This window comes from Burkholderia sp. AU39826 (assembly GCF_020419965.1).
In the GTDB taxonomy this organism is placed as follows: domain Bacteria; phylum Pseudomonadota; class Gammaproteobacteria; order Burkholderiales; family Burkholderiaceae; genus Burkholderia; species Burkholderia semiarida.
Genome location: NZ_JAIZQG010000005.1, coordinates 84418 through 101838 on the forward strand (window position 1 = coordinate 84418; position 17421 = coordinate 101838).

Consider the following 17421-nt stretch of genomic DNA (forward strand, 5'->3'; position numbering starts at 1 on the left):
CAATTCAAATTGAAATTAGTTGGTGCGGCACAATAAAAAGCAGAAAAGGAATCGGCATTGGAAATCTTGTTTTTTAAGTGTGTTGGTTTGCATTTGCGATTCATTTTTCCACGGCGCGCTTCAGCATCGCAATAACTCTTGGAATTGCCCGAGCCAAACTTGGCGCCCGATCGACCGCTCGGGCGATATCCCAATGCTCCGCTACGAATTCTGTCATATGGATGTTGTAACCCAGGCCAACCGGAGATGTCGCCCCTTTCCCTGGGAGCATTTCGTCTCGCAACTCTCGCCGCTTACTCTTTTTCACGATAGCTAGCAATGCTTGCTTGGGATCAAGCACCTCTTCTGGCTTCGCGGGAAATAGATCTTTGCTGACGATTGCGAATTTCGAAAATCCAATATGATCAGCAAGGACCCACGCCTCTGCTTCCTTTACTGCCAAACGCATTGAGAGTCTTTGACTTGCATTTGGTGGTAGCCAAGCGTTGCGCTGAGTCACTACACATGGCGCTTGATCTGCGTCGGCGACCATCAACACCGGCATCACATTATTTGCAACATTGTTCATCGCAGGAATCCTTTTTTTGAAAGGATCTGCCCCTCCAGTGACGATTCTTTGCTGAATAGTCGCGGCTACACCGCTATATGCAATTAAAGCACATGCGATAGCGCAGCACAATTCATCCTCGCCTACAACGAAAACGGCAACTGTCATGCGAACAATCCAAGCTGATCAATACCCTGTGGATGTGTCTTGGGCAACAGAACATCAGCAGGAGATAACCCTGACGACATCAACTCGAGCTCTGTTTCATCTGCTACTCGCGCGATAGTGCCGTCGCTCGCCGGTTCCAGTAGCAGAATTGCCCTACCATCAAGCGGATTCCGTAACAACGCTTCGCTATGAGTCGTGATAATTACTTGCCGACCAAATGCTTTTTGCTTTCTTAATACACGATCAATCATCAGCGGGGTGTGAGCCACGATCGCATCATTCAAAGAAAGCTCTGGCTCTTCCAGCAACAGTAAGGAATTGCTTTCCTGCAGCATCCATAGTAGACCCAGCAGACGTAGCGTACCATCAGAAAATTGATCTTCCCGTTGCCATGCTCCGTGAGTGCGCCAGTGCTGGTAGGACGCCATCAGATGCGGCAAACCGGTAACCTTATCTTGTTCAAATTTTAATTGATTAAATTGTGGAACAGCTTTCTCAAGAGACTGCTGTATTCGACGCAAACGGGCATCTCGAGTTTTCTGAGAAGTTTTCGCGATGCGCTGCAACAACCCCTGCCCAAAAGGATCTCCCTCTACTATACGTGCGCCAATCTCGCTATGTTTCAATAATTGCGGAACCAAATGGAGGTACGTGGTTTCGCGAAAAAAATCAGCAACCTCTCGAAAATTGGAATTTGAATTTATTTGCTCGATAGCCGTCTGGGTTCGTCGCAAAGTATCTTCTTTATCCTTCGCATCCGGGCGAGCAAGAACAGGCACGGTTTTCCCGGCGCGCTTTACGATTTCTCGCGTAACGAGAACTCGATGCAATCCCTTCCCCTCGGGTTTAAATGCGAGCGTATATTCCCATATTGGCTCAGAGTCGGCGTCCTCGGAGATGGCTACATGGATTTCAACTTCGTTGTCTGTTCGCGCCTGCAAGCACCGCAACTTCGTCAAACCGCCTCTATCCTCGATTGCCTTTTGCAGTCCGCCGCCGGCGGGTTTGCAGATATCACGAAGGAAACGAAAAACATCGAGAAGATTTGACTTTCCGGATGCATTCGCACCGATTACATAAGTGCGACTTCTGAGTGGCACATCAAGATTCTTGAAATTGCGCCAATTTTTTAGTCTCAGTCGGGTAATCAGCATATGCGAAATTTTCAATAATTTTTGGCGCGATAGAAAGGCAAACGGCCCTGCACCTAGATCGGGTGGAGAACCCCCTCGGTCAAGTATAGCGCGACGCGCTGTAACCCATGCAATTCATGTCAGCTCTTCTTCCTACAAGCACCCCGAATCAACCGCCGATGCTCGCTTCTCAATCCGCTTTCACCCGAGCTGCCGTTCACTTGCGGCAATCTGTTCCCGCCGAATCGATCGGCCATGACGACCACTATCTCGACCTTCGTGCCCGACGCCCACGTCGCCACCGCGCTCCGTACTACTCCCCATTTAATGACCAAACCGCAAGACCTAGTGCATAGATATCGTTTGCCGAGCCCTTAATGACTGTCGACAATCGTGGCTCGAATTCACCGCCGCGGCGCCAGAAGCGCCCTGGCGGCCGGCACTCGACGGCTATCCCGGCCGCCCGCGCCTTCCAGCTCACGACGACATGTACGCGTTCACGCCCTCATTCCAAAACCCTGCCGGCTCGCCGATCCGCGAGTTGTTCAAGTACCTGTCCGAACCCGGCATGATTTCCTTCGCGGGCGGTTATCCGGCCAGCGACCTGTTCGACGCCGCCGGCCTGAACGCGGCCGCCGAACGCGCGTATGCCCAGCCCGTCCGCTGCCTGCAATACGGCCCGACCGACGGCCTCGCCGAACTGAAGCAGCAACTGATCGCGCTGATGGCGCGGCGCGGCGTCGCATGCACGCCGGCCGAACTGCTCGTCACGACCGGTTCGCAGCAAGGCCTCGACCTGCTGCTGCGCGTGATGGTGTCGCCCGGCGACGTCGTGCTGACCGAACAACCGGCGTACCCGGCCACACTTCAAGCCATGCGTTTGCAACAGGCGCGCATCGTGACGATCCCCGTCGACGGCGAAGGCCTCGACGTCGATCGTCTCGGCGAACAACTCGCGTCCGGCGCGATCGCGCAGCCGAAGCTGCTCTACACGGTCCCTACCTTCGCGAACCCGACGGGCGCGACGCTCACGCGCGAACGCCGGCTGAAGCTGCTGCGTCTCGCGGTGCAATACCGTTTCCTGATCGTCGAGGACGACCCGTACGGCGACCTGCGCTTCGCGGGCGAACCGGTGCCGTCGATGCTCGCGCTCACCGGCGAGGTGGACGGCGCACGCGACTGGCTCGTGCATTTCGCGAGCCTGTCGAAGATCGTCGCGCCGGGGCTGCGCGTGGGCTGGACGATCGCGCCGGACGAGATCGCGCGGCGCTGCGTGATCGCGAAGCAGACGGTCGATCTGTGCAGCGCACCGTGGACGCAGGCCACCGCCGCCGAATATTTGGCGGACGGCGCGCTCGAACGCCATCTGCCGCGCATCACGGCCGCGTACCGGATCAAATGCGACGCGATGTGCGACGCGCTGCGCGACGGGTTCGGCGATGCGATCGAGTTCCATCGTCCCGAAGGCGGGATGTTCGTGTGGGCGCGAATCGGTGCGGTGTCGTCGGACGTGCTGCTGCAACAGGCGATCGCGCACAAGATCGTGTTCGTCCCCGGCAAGGCGTTCTTCGCGGACAACGTCGACGCGGCGTCGCTGCGCCTGTCGTTCGCCGCGCCGGACGTCGACGCGATCCGGGAAGGCGTCGCGCGCCTCGTGCGTGCGTATGGTGCGGCGCGGGCCGCGTAAGGAGACATCGGCATGACCATCACCGTCAACGAAACGGCATCGACGCGCGCAGCGGCGAGCGGCGGCGACAAGCGGCCGGCGAAGCATCGCTCGTCGCAGATCAGCGCCGGGCCGCAGTATGTGGCCGACGTGCTCGGCCGCTTCGGCGCGGAGCCGGCGACCGATGCCGGCGATGCGGCGCCGGCGGTGCTCGGCTACAACTGACTGGCACAGGCGCGGCGGCGCACTGGATGCGAGCCGTCGGCGAAACGAACGGTTAAGCTTGCGCGATCGAAACACCGACGATCGCCGCCGCCCCATGTCCGACTCGACCTCCGAATCGCTCGCGCAAACGTACGACCGCATCTGGTCCTGCCTCGAATCCGGCGTCAGCGTTCAGCGCTCGCCGTTCACGATGTTGCAGGCGGCGACGCTTGGTCTCGATGGCGCGCCGAAGGTCCGGACGATCGTGTTGCGTCAGGTGAACCGCGTCGAGCGCGTGCTGTCGTTTCATACTGATGCGCGCTCGGAGAAGGTCGCGGAGTTGCGTCGCGATCCGCGTATCTCGATCGTCGCCAATGATCTCGACGCGCTCGTGCAGATTCGCGCGGAAGGAATTGCATCGGTCTGCGATGACGAAACGCAACGGCGCGCGCTCTGGGCATCGAGCCGCCCGCATACGCTGCTGCTGTATCGAGCACCGTTGCCGCCCGGCACGCCGGTCGCGTCTCCGGAAGCCGCACATGTCGACAGCACCGCACCAACCGGCGACGGCTACGAAAACTTCTGCCTGATCCACATGACGGTCACACGCATCGACTGGCTCGAACTCGCGCGCGCCGGCCATCGCCGAGCGGTATTCGACCTGAACGAAAACCGCTACGAAGCCCGCTGGATCGCGCCCTGAAGCGGGCCGAACGCGCTCGAGCCGCTCAAGGCCGCCCGTCCGACGCGGCTTGAATCATCCACTCGCGCATCACCGCGATCGCACCGTCGTCGCGGCGCTCGGCCGGATACACGAGATAGAACCCCATCGACAGCGGAAACGCGAAGTCGAACGGCTTGCACAGCCGTCCGGCGGCGATGTCGCGCTCGACGAGCGGCTCGGTCGCGAGTGCGATGCCCTGGCCGGCGACGGCCGCATCGATCGCGAGCGACGTCTGGTTGAAGCGCAGCCCCTTGTGCGGATCGACGTCGACCGGTTCGGGCATCGCCGCGAGGAACTCGGGCCACAGGTCGTGCGCGTCGTGCAGCAGCACCTGGCCGGCAAGCGCGCGCGGCGAAGCCGGCGCGGTCAGCAGCGAAGGGCTGCACACCGCGCACACGTCGAGCGGGAACAGCGCATGGGTGACGAGATGCTTGCCGAACGGCGGCTTGCCGTAGCGGATCGCGAGATCGACGCCGTCGTGGCGGAACGTCGCGATCTGCGGGTCGGCGATCACGCGCACGTCGTAGTCGGGATGCGCGTCGGTGAACTGCGCGAGCCGCGGGATCAGCCACTTCGACGCGAACGACGGCGTCGTGCTGATCGTCAGCGCGGCGCGCCGTTTCACGAGCTTGTCGGTGGCGTCGGCGATCGCATGCAGCGCGCGCTGCACGTCGGAAAAATAAGCGGCGCCATCGTGCGTGAGCGCGAGACCGCGCGGCAGGCGCTCGAACAGCTTCAGGCCGAGCACGTCCTCGAGGTGGCGCACCTGCTGCGCGACGGCGCCCTGCGTGACGCCGATCTCGTCGGCGGCGGCGCGGAAATTGAGGTGTCGCGCCGAGACTTCGAACGCGCGAAGCGCATTCAGCGGCGGCAGGCGGGAAGGGCGTGGCGGCATCGTCAGACTGTAGAAAAGCTATCGGCTGGCGGCAGAAATACTGGTTCGACAGCCGGAATCGATGCGCCTACATTACCACCATGGCGCGCCGAATGGCGGCTGCGCGGCGGCGGAATCGGAGCAAGGAGCACATCGTGACTGTAGAAAAAGTGGCGTTGATCACGGCGGCGGGCAAGGGCATGGGCGCGGCGATCGCGCGCGAACTGGCGGCGACGGGCTTTCGCGTCGCGCTGATGTCGCCGTCGGGCAGCGCGGTGGCGCTCGGCGAGGAACTCGGCGGGTTCGGCATCAAGGGCTCGGTGACGGACGAAGCCGATATCGACACGCTCGTGCAGGAAACGGTCGCCCGCTACGGGCGGATCGACGCGGTCGTGAACAATACCGGCCATCCGCCGAAGGGCGAACTGCTGGCGATCACCGACGACAACTGGCACGCGGGGCTCGACCTGATCCTGCTGAACGTGGTGCGCGTGATGCGCCGCGTGACGCCGATCTTCCAGAAGCAGGGCGGCGGCGCGGTGGTGAACATCTCGAGCTTCGCGGCGGATGCGCCCGAGCAGCCGATGCCGGTGTCGTCGGCGCTGCGCGCGGCGCTCAGCGCATGGACGCGCCTGTACGCGGAACGCTATGCGGCCGAGAACATCCGGATGAATGCGGTGCTGCCGGGCTTCATCGACAGCTGGCCGGAAACGCCGGAGATCGTCGCGCGCATTCCGGCCGGCCGCTTCGGCAAGACCGGCGAGATCGCGAAGACGGTCGCGTTCCTGCTGTCGGACGGCGCGGGCTACATCACGGGGCAGAACATTCGCGTCGACGGCGCGATCGTCAAGGCGCTCTGAGCGCCGCACCGGCGAGCGAGCGGTGGCGCGGGCCGCCCGCTCGCGGTGCAGCCGCTACAAACGCGTACAAATCAGACAAATCCCGGATACATCAGACCTTTCAAATGGGCGACGCCGCGTGACGAGGGCGCGCCGGATCGAAAGCCTGGGCGCGATCCCGCGCGCGGCATCTTCACTTTCCACTTCACGAAAGGATGCCGAACGATGTCTTCCACACCGTTTTCCCCGATGCGTCGCCACCTGCTGGCCACTTCCGTGGCCGCCGGGGTCTCGGCGATGCTGCCCACCGCGCTGCATGCCGCGACCGGCGCGAGCGGCATACGCCCGTTCACCGCGCACATTCCCGATGAAGCCGTGGTCGACCTGCGCCGCCGCATTGCCGCGACGCGCTGGCCGGGCCGCGAAACCGTCGCCGACGAATCGCAAGGCGTGCGGCTCGCGCGCATGCAGGCGCTGCTGCGCTACTGGGGCACCGACTACGACTGGCGCAAGGGCGAGGCGCGCCTGAACGGTTTCCCGATGTTCATCACGGAAATCGACGGGCTCGACATTCATTTCATCCACGTGCGCTCGCGGCACGAGAACGCGATGCCGATGATCATGACGCACGGCTGGCCCGGCTCGGTCTTCGAGCTGCTGAAGGCGATCGGCCCGCTGACCGACCCGACCGCGCACGGCGCGAGCGCGGACGACGCGTTTCACGTCGTCGTGCCGTCGTTGCCGGGTTTCGGCTTCTCGGGCCGTCCGACGAAGACCGGCTGGGGTTCCGATCACATCGCGCGCGCGTGGGGCGAGCTGATGGCGCGGCTCGGCTATACGCGCTTCGTGTCGCAGGGCGGCGACTGCGGCTCGGTGATTTCGCACCGGATGGCGATGCAGCGTGTGCAGGGCCTCGTCGGGATTCACGTGAACATGCCGGCGACGGTGCCGCCGGACATCGCGACGCTGCTCCAGGTCGATGCGCCGGCGCCGGCGTCGCTGTCGCCGAAGGAGAAGGCCGCGTACGAGAAGCTCGCGACGTTCTACCGCGACAACTGCGGCTACTCGGCGATGATGGTCACGCGGCCGCAGACGGTCGGCTATGCGCTGGCCGATTCGCCGTCCGGACAGGCCGCGTGGATGTACGACAAGATCTCGCAGTGGACGTACAGCGGCGGCGTGCCCGAACGCTCGATTCCGCGCGACGAGATTCTCGACGACATTTCGCTGTACTGGCTGACGAACACCGCGACGTCCGCTGCGCAAATCTACTGGGAGGATCACTCGAACAACTTCAACGCGGTGGATATCTCGCTGCCGGCCGCGATCACGGTGTTTCCGGGCGAGATCTACCAGGCGCCGCGCAGTTGGGCGGAGCGCAGCTATCACAACCTGATCTACTTCAACGAAGTCGACAAGGGCGGGCACTTCGCCGCATGGGAGGAGCCGGAACTGTTTGCGCGTGAAGTGCGTGCCGGGTTCCGGCCGTTGCGGCGCGTGTAAGCGCGGTTGCACGACGAATGCGGGCCAGGCGGTGGCGCGGCCCGTGTTCGTTTTCAGGTAACCGCCTGCAAGGCCTGCGCAAACCGCTTGTCCGCGAGATACGCAACGTTGAAGCGGCAATACTTCGACGGACGATCGGCCTGCGGCGAAAACACCGCACCGGGCGCGAGAATCACGCCACGCTCGAGCATTGCCTGCGCGAGCTGCATCGAATCGGGCCAGCCGGGCAGCGCGGCCCACAGATACAGGCTCTGGTCACAGGGCCGATAGACCTCCGCGCCGAGGCGGCCGAGCGCATCGAGCGCGGTGCCGGTCGCGCGCCGCAACTTCTCCTGAAGATGGTTCGTATGCCGGAGGAAATGGCCATCGCTGACGATCGCGTCGAGCGTGCGTTCGCAGTATTCCGAGCTGCTGACGTGCGTCAGCATCTTCACGTCGGCGAGATCGCTGGCAAGCGCCGCATTGCACGCGAGAAACCCGACACGCAGCGCCGCCGACACCGATTTCGAAAAACTGCCGATATAGATGGTGCGGCGCAGCTGGTCGAGCGTCGCGATGCGCGTGAGCGAGCGCGGCCGCAGGTCGGCGAGCGCATCGTCCTCGACGATGATCAGATCGTGCGCGTCGGCGAGCTGCAGAATGCGGTGTGCCTTGGCCGCGCTCGTATCGGTCGCGGTCGGGTTGTGGCCGACCGATTGCGTGAAGAACAGCTTCGGCCGGTACGCGGCGACATGCTCGGCCAGTTTCGCGACGTCGGGGCCGTCGATCTCGCGCGGCACGCCGACGATGTTCGCGCCGCTCAGCTTGAGCTTGCCGAACAGCGGGTAGTAGCCGGGATCGTCGACGAGCACGGTGTCGCCGGGACGCACGAAGTAGCGCAGCACGAGGTCCATCGCCTGGTTCGCGCCGTGCGTGAGCACGATCTGCGCGGGCGGCGCCTCGATCTCGTAGCCGGCGAGCTTCTGCTGCAGCGACTGGCGCAGCGGCAGATAGCCGAAGCGGCTGCCGTAGCGGAACAGCGACGCGGCGCTCGTACGCATGATGCGCTGCTGGTACTGGTTCAGCCGCGTTTCCTCGAGCCACTCGATCGGCGGGAAGCCTTCGCCGAGATTGAGCACGTCGGGCTTCACGTGCAGTTGCTCGCGCATCAGCCACACGATGTCCATCGCGCGGTCGAGCGAGCTCGGCTCGTCGATGTCGGGCACGGCGGCCGCGCGCCGCGTGACGAAGAAGCCCGAGCCGCGGCGCGGCTCGATCAGGCCGTCGGCCGCGAGCATCTCGAACGCGCTGATCACGGTGTTCTTCGAGCAGCCGGACGCCTCGGCGTATTCCCTGATCGACGGCAGTTTCGCACCGGCCGGCAACACCCCTTCTTCTATCTGTCTGGCCAGATTGTCCGCCATTGCGCCAGACAGGCTGGCTTTCGCACGCTGTTTCATCGGAATGTCCCGTCGGGGCCGGCCCACTGTCATGGGTACGGCTGGGTGATTGTCTGCGCCGTCTGTACCTTTTCAATGGGTACAGCGTGACTATTATTCGGCTATCCGCTGCCTGCCGCAAGCGCCGACGGGCCACACCGCCACCCCGAAACAGCCGACCCATCATGCCGATCGATTCCGCCTTGCCGAACTTCCGCTCGCTCACGCCCGAGCAACGCCTGTCCCACCTGTCCCGCACCGTCGGGCTCGACGATGCCGAGCACGCGCTGCTCGCGAAACCGGGCGCGCTGCCGCTCGACACTGCGAACGGGATGATCGAGAACGTGATCGGCACGTTCGAACTGCCGATGGCGGTGGCCGGCTACTTCCGGATCAACGATCGCGACGTGATCGTGCCGATGGCCGTCGAGGAGCCGTCGATCGTCGCGGCCGCATCGTATATGGCGAAGCTCTCCCGCGCGGCCGGCGGCTTCCGCACGTCCAGCAGCGGCCCGCTGATGCGTGCGCAGGTGCAGGTGATCGGCGTCGGCGATCCGTACGGCGCGCGGCTCGCGATCCTGCGGCACGCGGCCGAACTGATCGCCCTCGCGAACAGCCGCGACAAGGTGCTCGTGGGCCTCGGCGGCGGCTGTCGCGACATCGAGGTTCATGTGTTCCCCGACACGCCGCGCGGCGCGATGATCGTCGCGCACCTGATCGTCGACGTGCGCGACGCGATGGGCGCGAACACGGTCAACACGATGGCCGAAACCGTCGCGACCCGCATCGAGGCGATTACCGGCGGCCAGGTACGGTTGCGGATACTGTCCAACCTCGCCGATTTGCGGTTGGCGCGCGCGGAGGTACGGTACTCGGCGGCGACGCTCGCGACCGACGATTACGCCGGCGAGGACGTGATCGACCGCGTGATCGACGCATACGTGTTCGCGGCGACCGATCCGTACCGCGCGGCGACCCACAACAAGGGCATCATGAACGGCATCGATCCGGTGGTGGTCGCGACCGGCAACGACTGGCGCGCGGTCGAGGCCGGCGCGCATGCGTACGCGAGCCGCAGCGGCCGCTATACGTCGCTGACGACGTGGGAGAAGGCCGCCAACGGCGACCTCGTCGGCACGATCGAGATGCCGATGCCGGTCGGGCTCGTCGGCGGCGCGACGAAGACGCATCCGCTCGCGCGCCTTGCATTGAAGATCATGAACGTGACGTCGGCGCAGGAACTCGGCGAAATTGCGGTCGCGGTCGGGCTTGCGCAGAATCTCGGTGCGCTGCGCGCGCTCGCGACCGAAGGGATCCAGCGCGGACACATGGCGCTGCATGCGCGCAACATCGCCGTCGCGGCCGGTGCGACGGGGGCCGACATCGACCGGATCGCGCAGCAGATGGTCGCGGCGAAGGACGTGCGTACCGATTTCGCCGTCGCGTTGCTCGCGGGCCGCAGCGGCGGCTGACCCGCGCGCTGCACGCCGCGCGATACAGGCGGCGTGCAGCGCGCCGCGCCGGCACGGCCGGCGACATATCAAACCAGGAGGAGACACATGGAACAGACCGGTTCAAGCGCCGTCGCACCCGCGCCGCATCGCGCCCGGCCGTTGGCCGGCGCCGATGCGGCGGCCACGACGCTCGTCGAGGTATGGGGCGACACGGTGGCGACGAAGCATCTTGCGTGGTCGGTGCTGCTCGGCATCGCGATCAGCCTCGGCGCGTTCGAGGTCGGCCGCATCGCGCTCGCGTCGTTCGTGCACGACGCGGCGATCGCACGCGCTTACGCGATGCTCATCGGCCTCGGCGGCTGCCTGCTGGGCGGTGCGATCTGCGCGCGGCTGTTCAAGCCGAAGCGCACGGTGATCGAACATGCGGCGGGCGGCGCCGAGCGCGACGACGCATTGCGGCAACTCGCCGAAGCATCGGGCGGGCTCGGCTCGACGAACGACCTGTCGCCCGCCGCGCGCGCCGAGATGGAGGAACTCGGTCTGCTCGACCTGTTCGCGTCGTACGACGCCTCCACCGGGCGCGCCCGCGCGGGAGGCCGCTGATGGACGCGCTGCTGCATACATTGCCGGCCGCGTTCGCGATGGGGCTGCTCGGCGCGATCGTGTTCTCCGCCATCGGCCTGATCTCCGGCACCGACGAAACGACGACGATCGCGCCGCTCACGTTGCTCGTCGCGCTGCTCGGCGTGCCGCCGGCCGGCGTATTCACGTTCTTCCTCGCGGGCGCGGTGGCCAAGCACATCACGCACGCGATCCCGACCGCGCTGCTCGGTATTCCCGGCGACACGATGGCCGCGCCGCTGCTGCAACAGGCGACGCTGCTGCGCGCGCTCGGCGTGCCGCACATCGCGCTGCGCAAGATGATCTCCGGCGCGATCGTCGCGGCGTTCGTCGCACTGCCGCTCGCGGTGCTGTTCGCGTCGCTGCTCGCGCCGTTCGGCGCGGCGATCGCGAAGGCGGCGCCGTGGGTGTTCCTCGCGGCGGCCGTCGGCATCGCGTATTTCTCCGCCGGGCGGTGGGCGTCGGTACTGCTGCTCGTGCCGTTCGTGATGCTGGTGGTCGGCTTGCAGGCGCTCACCGGTCGTTACGGCGTGAAGCTGAGCGTCAGCTACTTCCTCGGGATCGCGATCGGGCCGCTGGTGGCCGACCTGTTCTCGATCCTGTCGCCGGCCGAGCGGCGGCGCATGCGTCGCGACGGGCCGTCGACGTTCGTGCTCGCGCCCGACGTGAAAAGCTGGCGCGGCTACTTCCCGAATCCGCTGAAGGTGCTCGACCGCGAGCAGGTCGCATGGACGGTCGGCACGGCCGCCGTGTCGAGCGCGACGTTCGTGTTCAGCCCGGTCGCGATGACGGTGCTGATGGGCGAGATCGTCGGTGCCCGCGTGCGTCATGCGTACCAGCGCCTGACGACGGTGATCGCCGCGCGCAACGGCGTGACGGAGGCGACCTACATCGCCGAAGCGCTGATTCCGCTGATCGCGTTCGGGCTGCCGCTGAGCCCGGTGGCGGCCGGCCCCGCGGCGCCGCTGTTCAATGCGCCGCCGCGCTTCACGGTCGATGCGGCAAGCGGGCAGGTCCACAACCTGCATACGCTGATGAGCTGGCCGGCGTTCCTCGGCTACGGGCTGCTGTCGATCGTGCTGGCCGCGCTGATCGCGTATCCGCTCGCGATGCACCACGCGCACCGCGCGGCGTCGTTCGTCGCGCGCAAGCTGAGCCATGAAGCGATCATCGCGACCTTCGCCGGGCTGATCGTCGTGATCGGCGTGTGGGAAGGGCAACTGCTCGGGCTCGCCGTGATCGTGACGATCGGCCTGTTCGGCGGAATGCTGTCACGCCTGTTCGCGTTCAACACGGGCGTGCAGTTCATGGGCTATTACGTCGCGGTGCTCAGCGTGCCCGCGATCGCCAAACTGTTCTGACGCGCCGGCGCCGGTCGCGGATGCCCGGCCATCGCGGCGAAACGTCGCTTTTCCGACGATTTTTGAATCGCTTTTTGTCGTGTTCGCACACAGATACGTTGGGATACAAAGCGCCCGGTCGGTTCGGATATAAAACCGGTGAAGCGATTCACACGACGGCGCGGTGCGATGCGCCGCCGCTGCGAACGACGATACCCGAATGCCCGCACGTGCCGCGGGCCCCTTCCTTAGCGATCGACAATGGAGAACGAGTCATGTCCGATAACGTGAACACCCGCCGCCGCCTGATCCTGGGCTCGACGCTGGCGAGCCTCAGCCTGGCCGACCTCGGCTTCAGCGCGCTTGCGCATGCGCAGTCCGCGCCCGATGCATCGGCCGGCAAGCGTGCGGCCGGCGCCGCGTCGCTGGGCACGATCCACCAGATCGACGCGGGCGTGCTCAACGTCGGGTATGCGGATCTCGGCCCGAAGAACGGCCCGGCCGTGTTCCTGCTGCACGGCTGGCCGTACGACATCTACAGCTACGCGGAAGTCGCGCCGCTGCTCGTCGCGGCCGGCTATCGCGTGATCGTGCCGTACCTGCGCGGCTACGGCTCGACGACGTTCCGCTCGGCCGACACGGTGCGCAACGGCCAGCAGGCCGTCACGGCCGTCGACATCGTCGCGCTGATGGATGCACTGAAGATCGACCGCGCGGTGTTCGGCGGTTACGACTGGGGCGCGCGCACGGCCGACGTCATCGCGGCGCTGTGGCCGCAGCGCGTGAAGGCGCTGGTGTCGGTGAGCGGCTACCTGATCGGCAGCCAGGCGGCGAACGCCAAGCCGCTGCCGCCGAAGGCCGAGCTGCAGTGGTGGTACCAGTTCTATTTCACGACGGAGCGCGGCGAACTCGGCTACGCGCAGAACCGCGATGCGTTCAACAAGCTGATCTGGCAGCTCGCGTCGCCGAAGTGGCAGTTCTCCGACGAAACCTTTGTGCGCACGGCCGCGTCGTTCCAGAATCCCGACCACGTGGCCGTCGTGATCCACAACTATCGCTGGCGTCTCGGGCTCGCGAAGGGCGAAGCGCAATACGACGACATCGAGCGGCGTCTCGCGGCAGGCCCCGCGATCACGGTGCCGACGATCACGATGGAAGGCGACGCGAACGGCGCGCCGCATCCGGAGCCGGCCGCGTACGCGAAGAAGTTCACCGGCAAGTACCAGCACCGGACGATCACCGGCGGCATCGGCCACAACCTGCCGCAGGAAGCGCCGCAGGCATTCGCCGATGCGATCCTGCAAGTGGAGCATCTGTGATGCGGGCGCGCGTGGGAGTGTGGCGGCGCGGTGCGCGCCGGGTGGTCGCCGCGGGCGTGCTGCTGGCCGGTGCGTGGTCGGCGAGCGGGCCGGCCGCGTTCGCGGAACAGCCGAAGCCGGCCGCGGCCGCGTCGCCGATCTACGGCGTGACGATTCCGCCCGGCTATCGCAAGTGGGAAATGGTTGCGCCGGCAGAGGAAGCCGCGCCGCTCGACGAGTTGCGCGTGGTGCTCGGCAATCCGGTCGCGATCCGCGCGCTCGAAAAGGCGACGCTGCCGTTTCCGGATGGCACGATCCTCGTGAAGCTCGCGTACAAGCGCAAGCAGTCCGACGAGTTTCCGCCGGCGACGGTGCCCGGGCAGGCGACGACCGTGCAGGTGATGGTGAAGGACTCGCGCCGCTATGCATCGACGGGCGGCTGGGGCTTCGGGCGCTTCATCAACGGCGTGCCCGCCGACATCGGCCAGCATCAGACGTGCTTTGCGTGTCACCAGGCGCGCGTGAAGAATCACGATTACGTGTTCACGCGGCTCGCGCCGTGACGTGACACGGCGGCGTGAAGTGGAGGGAAAGGCGTGCCTTGCGAGGCACGCCTTTTTTCATGGGTGGGCGGCGGGGGGGCGAAACGGATCACGCGCGTTTGTATCGCACTGTATCTGCGGTCGTTCCTGAAAAACTGGCATGCAGAACGCCCCGGTTTCGGAAACATGCCGGATACGTGCGCGGGTTCTACTGTCGACATGCAGCAAGCGTTCAGCGCCAGACGTTCACGCCGAATGCCAAGTGATCGACACCCCAACTTCCTTCAAGGAGAACTCTCATGAAAGCCGCTCGAATCCTCGTCGTTGCCGTCCTCGCCGTTGCTCCGGCCCTGTCGTTCGCCGATACGGGCCACGGCCTCACGCGTGCCGAAGTGCGCGCCGACCTCATCCGTCTCGAGCAGGCCGGCTACAACCCGGCCGGCAGCGAAGCGCACTACCCGGACGATATCGCGGCCGCGGAGCAAGCCGTCGCCGCCGCGCAGCAGGTCGCACGCTCCGACCAGAACGGCCCGTCGAAGTCGCAAGGCGACAACGTGGCCGATGCGTCGACGTCGGCCGGCCATCGCAACGCCGCCGACGACCTGTACGCGCATTCGTGATCGGTCGCCGCGCCTGCTTCACGTAGGTGTGGCGCGCGCTGAAGCACTTCACTTGAACAACACGACAAAGAAAGGAGCATGACGATGGCCGGTTTGATGAAACGCGTTCTGGTATCCGCCGCGATAGTCGGCGGACTGTTCGGTGCGGTCGCGGCGCAGGCCGCACCGAAGGAAGACCTGAAGGGCACCAACGTCGTGCTCGTGCACGGCGCGTTCGCCGACGGGTCGAGCTGGAACCGCGTGATTCCGCTGCTCGAGGCGCGCGGGCTGCACGTGGTGTCGGTGCAGAATCCGCTGAGTTCGCTCGCCGACGATGCGGCCGCGACGAAACGCGCGATCGACGAACAGAAAGGGCCGGTCGTGCTGGTCGGCCATTCGTGGGCCGGCGTCGTGATCAGCGACGCGGGCAACGACGACAAGGTGAAGTCGCTCGTGTACGTCGCGGCGTTCGCGCCCGACAACGGCCAGTCGATCGCCGACGTCACGCAAGGGCTGCCGGCGCCGTCGTGGGCCGGCGAGTTGCGCAAGGACGCGGGTGGTTTCGCGCGGCTGTCGGACAAGGCGATCGCGCAGGATTTCGCGCCGGATCTGCCGCCCGCGCAGCAGCGCATCGTCGCGGCGACGCAAGGGCCGTGGTACGGTGGCTGCATCTCGGAGAAGGTCACGCAGGCCGCGTGGCATGCGAAGCCGTCGACGTTCGTCGTCGCGACGCAGGACCGGATGATCGATCCGAAGCTGCAGGAAGCGATGGCGAAGCGGATCGGCGCGACGGTCGCGCGCGTGAACGGCAGCCATGTCGCGATGCTGAGCCAGCCGAAAGCCGTGGCCGACGCGATCATCGCCGCCGCCGAGCGCGCGAAGCACGATACGCAGTGAGCGAACACGGCGCCGCGCTTTCGTGAGGATGCGCGGCGCCTTGAGTGATGGCGATGTCTTTCCACCAGGAGAAGTGATGACGCAACTCTGGCAACTGTCGGCAACCGAACTCGCGAAGCGCGTGCGGCAGCGTGAAGTGTCCGCGCGCGACGTGGCGGAATCCGTGCTCGACCGGCTGGACGCCGTGAATCCGGCGATCAACGCGGTGGTCGAGCATCGCCCCGACGACGTGCGGCGGCAGGCCGACGAAGTCGATCGTGCGATCGCGCGCGGCGACGATCCGGGGCCGCTCGCGGGCGTACCCGTCACCGTGAAGATCAACGTCGACCAGGCCGGCTTCGCGACGACCAACGGTACGCGCTTGCAGGAGAGCCTGATCGCGCAAGCCGACAGCCCGGTGGTCGCGAACATCCGCAAGGCCGGCGGGGTGCTGCTCGGCCGCACCAATTCGCCGACGTTCGCGTTGCGCTGGTTCACGTCGAATCTCGTGCATGGCCGCACGCGCAATCCGCGTAATCCGTCGCTGACGCCGGGCGGATCGAGCGGCGGCGCGGCGGCGGCCGTTGCGGCCGGGATCGGCCCGCTCGCGGTCGGCACCGACATCGGCGGCTCGGTGCGCTACCCGGCCTACGCGTGCGGCGTACACGGAATCCGGCCGTCGCTCGGCCGCGTGCCGGCGTTCAATGCGTCGTCGCCCGAGCGGGCGATCGGCGCGCAACTGATGTCGACGGCTGGGCCGATCGCGCGCACGATCGACGATCTCTCGCTCGCGCTGCGGGCGTTCTCCGCGCCGGACCCGCGCGATCCGTGGCACGTCGCGGTGCCGTTCGACGGGCGCGCGGTGCCGAAGCGCGCGGCGTTGTGCGTGCGTCCGCGTGGCCTCGAGGTCGTGCCCGAAGTCGAGGCCGCGTTGCGCGATGCCGCGCGTCGGCTCGTCGATGCAGGCTGGACCGTCGACGAGATCGACGATACGCCGCCGATGCGCGAGGCGGCGCTGCTGCAGGAGCAGCTGTGGCTGGGCGACGGGTTCGACGCGCTGGCGAACGCGGTCGAGCAAGACGGCGATCCGGGCGCGGCCGCGGTGATCGCCGCCGTGCGCGGCAAGGTGCGCGACCTGCCGGCCGACGTGATCAGTCGCGCACTGGTTCGACGCACGACGCTGACGCGAGCGTGGCGACTGTTTCTCGATGAATATGCGGTGTTGCTGCTGCCTGTTTCCGCGGAACTGCCGTTCCCCGACGATCTCGACCGGCAAGGGCCGGACGGGTTCGAGCGCGTGTGGGAAGCGCAGCTCACGTTGCGCGCGCTGCCTGCGATGGGGCTACCGGGGCTGGCCGTCACGACGTCGCTCGTGAACGGCGTGCCGGTGGGCGTGCAGGTGGTGGCCACGCATCATCGCGAGGATCTGTGTCTGCTTGCCGGGCGCGATATCGAGGCGCGTGGCGCGCCGGTTGCGCCGGTCGATCCGGTGGCGTGATGTGCTGACGGCGCGTGCATCGACGAGGCTCGGCGGCTTCGTCGGTGCATCGCGTGGCTCGTGTCATTTCGGATTCCATGACGACGCGCGAAATGCGCGTCGATCGTCCCCCTCCTT

Annotated in this window: 17 protein-coding genes; 13 read left to right on the forward strand and 4 right to left on the reverse strand. The window is 65.9% G+C overall.

From position 1 onward, the window contains the following. Positions 1 to 100: 100 nt before the first annotated feature. Both LGM42_RS13010 and LGM42_RS13015 read right to left on the reverse strand, forming a co-directional pair. Entirely contained in the window at positions 101 to 715 is a 615-nt protein-coding gene (locus tag LGM42_RS13010) for a hypothetical protein (protein WP_226232377.1), read from the reverse strand. Then, positions 712 to 1869 (reverse strand): AAA family ATPase, encoded by a 1158-nt coding sequence (locus LGM42_RS13015; RefSeq protein WP_226232378.1) that lies wholly within the window; start codon positions 1867 to 1869, stop codon positions 712 to 714. Before LGM42_RS13015 ends, LGM42_RS13010 begins: the two co-directional genes overlap by 4 nt. Before the next feature lie 466 nt (positions 1870 to 2335). Between LGM42_RS13015 and LGM42_RS13020 the strand changes: the two genes are divergently transcribed. From LGM42_RS13020 to LGM42_RS13030, 3 genes are all read left to right on the forward strand, one after another. Further along, positions 2336 to 3535: a PLP-dependent aminotransferase family protein gene (locus LGM42_RS13020; protein WP_226232379.1), complete on the forward strand. Its 1200-nt coding sequence runs from the start codon at positions 2336 to 2338 to the stop codon at positions 3533 to 3535. A 12-nt stretch (positions 3536 to 3547) separates the two neighbouring features. Then, complete coding sequence (locus tag LGM42_RS13025) at positions 3548 to 3739, forward strand: hypothetical protein (RefSeq protein ID WP_226232380.1); 192 nt, start codon at positions 3548 to 3550, stop codon at positions 3737 to 3739. Positions 3740 to 3833: 94 nt separating this feature from the next. Continuing rightward, on the forward strand, positions 3834 to 4421 hold the full coding sequence (locus LGM42_RS13030; protein WP_124862899.1) for a pyridoxamine 5'-phosphate oxidase family protein: 588 nt from the start codon (positions 3834 to 3836) through the stop codon (positions 4419 to 4421). Positions 4422 to 4446: 25 nt separating this feature from the next. Here LGM42_RS13030 and gcvA read toward each other — a convergent pair whose 3' ends face one another. After that, the gene (gene gcvA / locus LGM42_RS13035) at positions 4447 to 5337 is read right to left on the reverse strand and encodes a transcriptional regulator GcvA (protein WP_059579899.1); all 891 of its coding nucleotides are present in this window, start codon (positions 5335 to 5337) and stop codon (positions 4447 to 4449) included. Between the two features lie 134 nt (positions 5338 to 5471). On the opposite strand from gcvA, the gene LGM42_RS13040 reads away from it, so the two are divergent. Both LGM42_RS13040 and LGM42_RS13045 read left to right on the forward strand, forming a co-directional pair. Further along, entirely contained in the window at positions 5472 to 6176 is a 705-nt protein-coding gene (locus tag LGM42_RS13040) for an SDR family oxidoreductase (RefSeq protein WP_226232381.1), read from the forward strand. Between the two features lie 204 nt (positions 6177 to 6380). After that, positions 6381 to 7658 (forward strand): epoxide hydrolase family protein, encoded by a 1278-nt coding sequence (locus LGM42_RS13045; RefSeq protein WP_059579901.1) that lies wholly within the window; start codon positions 6381 to 6383, stop codon positions 7656 to 7658. A gap of 53 nt (positions 7659 to 7711) precedes the next feature. Here LGM42_RS13045 and LGM42_RS13050 read toward each other — a convergent pair whose 3' ends face one another. Further along, positions 7712 to 9097, reverse strand: a complete 1386-nt coding sequence (locus LGM42_RS13050; protein WP_089465377.1) for a PLP-dependent aminotransferase family protein — start codon at positions 9095 to 9097, stop codon at positions 7712 to 7714. 164 nt (positions 9098 to 9261) lie between these two features. Between LGM42_RS13050 and LGM42_RS13055 the strand changes: the two genes are divergently transcribed. From LGM42_RS13055 to LGM42_RS13090, 8 genes are all read left to right on the forward strand, one after another. Continuing rightward, on the forward strand, positions 9262 to 10548 hold the full coding sequence (locus LGM42_RS13055) for a hydroxymethylglutaryl-CoA reductase, degradative (protein ID WP_089465378.1): 1287 nt from the start codon (positions 9262 to 9264) through the stop codon (positions 10546 to 10548). 87 nt (positions 10549 to 10635) lie between these two features. Further along, positions 10636 to 11133: a hypothetical protein gene (locus LGM42_RS13060; protein ID WP_060315926.1), complete on the forward strand. Its 498-nt coding sequence runs from the start codon at positions 10636 to 10638 to the stop codon at positions 11131 to 11133. Next, positions 11133 to 12512, forward strand: a complete 1380-nt coding sequence (locus LGM42_RS13065) for a tripartite tricarboxylate transporter permease (RefSeq protein WP_226232382.1) — start codon at positions 11133 to 11135, stop codon at positions 12510 to 12512. The genes LGM42_RS13060 and LGM42_RS13065 overlap by 1 nt, the downstream gene beginning before the upstream one ends. A gap of 254 nt (positions 12513 to 12766) precedes the next feature. Further along, positions 12767 to 13810 (forward strand): alpha/beta fold hydrolase, encoded by a 1044-nt coding sequence (locus LGM42_RS13070; protein WP_226232383.1) that lies wholly within the window; start codon positions 12767 to 12769, stop codon positions 13808 to 13810. After that, entirely contained in the window at positions 13810 to 14352 is a 543-nt protein-coding gene (locus LGM42_RS13075; RefSeq protein WP_059579916.1) for a cytochrome P460 family protein, read from the forward strand. Before LGM42_RS13070 ends, LGM42_RS13075 begins: the two co-directional genes overlap by 1 nt. Positions 14353 to 14630: 278 nt before the next feature. Further along, on the forward strand, positions 14631 to 14951 hold the full coding sequence (locus tag LGM42_RS13080) for a DUF4148 domain-containing protein (protein WP_226232384.1): 321 nt from the start codon (positions 14631 to 14633) through the stop codon (positions 14949 to 14951). 84 nt (positions 14952 to 15035) lie between these two features. Beyond that, entirely contained in the window at positions 15036 to 15827 is a 792-nt protein-coding gene (locus LGM42_RS13085; protein ID WP_226232385.1) for an alpha/beta fold hydrolase, read from the forward strand. 76 nt (positions 15828 to 15903) lie between these two features. After that, on the forward strand, positions 15904 to 17304 hold the full coding sequence (locus LGM42_RS13090) for an amidase family protein (RefSeq protein WP_226232386.1): 1401 nt from the start codon (positions 15904 to 15906) through the stop codon (positions 17302 to 17304). Positions 17305 to 17421 lie beyond the last annotated feature (117 nt).

Excerpts from the sequence above, each read along its gene's own strand:
- LGM42_RS13010 (WP_226232377.1), bottom strand. The coding sequence starts at position 715 with ATGACAGTTGCCGTTTTCGTTGTAGGCGAGGATGAATTGTGCTGCGCT.
- LGM42_RS13015 (WP_226232378.1), bottom strand. The coding sequence starts at position 1,869 with ATGCTGATTACCCGACTGAGACTAAAAAATTGGCGCAATTTCAAGAAT.
- LGM42_RS13020 (WP_226232379.1), top strand. The coding sequence starts at position 2,336 with ATGTACGCGTTCACGCCCTCATTCCAAAACCCTGCCGGCTCGCCGATC.
- LGM42_RS13025 (WP_226232380.1), top strand. The coding sequence starts at position 3,548 with ATGACCATCACCGTCAACGAAACGGCATCGACGCGCGCAGCGGCGAGC.
- LGM42_RS13030 (WP_124862899.1), top strand. The coding sequence starts at position 3,834 with ATGTCCGACTCGACCTCCGAATCGCTCGCGCAAACGTACGACCGCATC.
- gcvA (WP_059579899.1), bottom strand. The coding sequence starts at position 5,337 with ATGCCGCCACGCCCTTCCCGCCTGCCGCCGCTGAATGCGCTTCGCGCG.
- LGM42_RS13045 (WP_059579901.1), top strand. The coding sequence starts at position 6,381 with ATGTCTTCCACACCGTTTTCCCCGATGCGTCGCCACCTGCTGGCCACT.
- LGM42_RS13050 (WP_089465377.1), bottom strand. The coding sequence starts at position 9,097 with ATGAAACAGCGTGCGAAAGCCAGCCTGTCTGGCGCAATGGCGGACAAT.
- LGM42_RS13055 (WP_089465378.1), top strand. The coding sequence starts at position 9,262 with ATGCCGATCGATTCCGCCTTGCCGAACTTCCGCTCGCTCACGCCCGAG.
- LGM42_RS13060 (WP_060315926.1), top strand. The coding sequence starts at position 10,636 with ATGGAACAGACCGGTTCAAGCGCCGTCGCACCCGCGCCGCATCGCGCC.
- LGM42_RS13065 (WP_226232382.1), top strand. The coding sequence starts at position 11,133 with ATGGACGCGCTGCTGCATACATTGCCGGCCGCGTTCGCGATGGGGCTG.
- LGM42_RS13070 (WP_226232383.1), top strand. The coding sequence starts at position 12,767 with ATGTCCGATAACGTGAACACCCGCCGCCGCCTGATCCTGGGCTCGACG.
- LGM42_RS13075 (WP_059579916.1), top strand. The coding sequence starts at position 13,810 with ATGCGGGCGCGCGTGGGAGTGTGGCGGCGCGGTGCGCGCCGGGTGGTC.
- LGM42_RS13080 (WP_226232384.1), top strand. The coding sequence starts at position 14,631 with ATGAAAGCCGCTCGAATCCTCGTCGTTGCCGTCCTCGCCGTTGCTCCG.
- LGM42_RS13085 (WP_226232385.1), top strand. The coding sequence starts at position 15,036 with ATGGCCGGTTTGATGAAACGCGTTCTGGTATCCGCCGCGATAGTCGGC.
- LGM42_RS13090 (WP_226232386.1), top strand. The coding sequence starts at position 15,904 with ATGACGCAACTCTGGCAACTGTCGGCAACCGAACTCGCGAAGCGCGTG.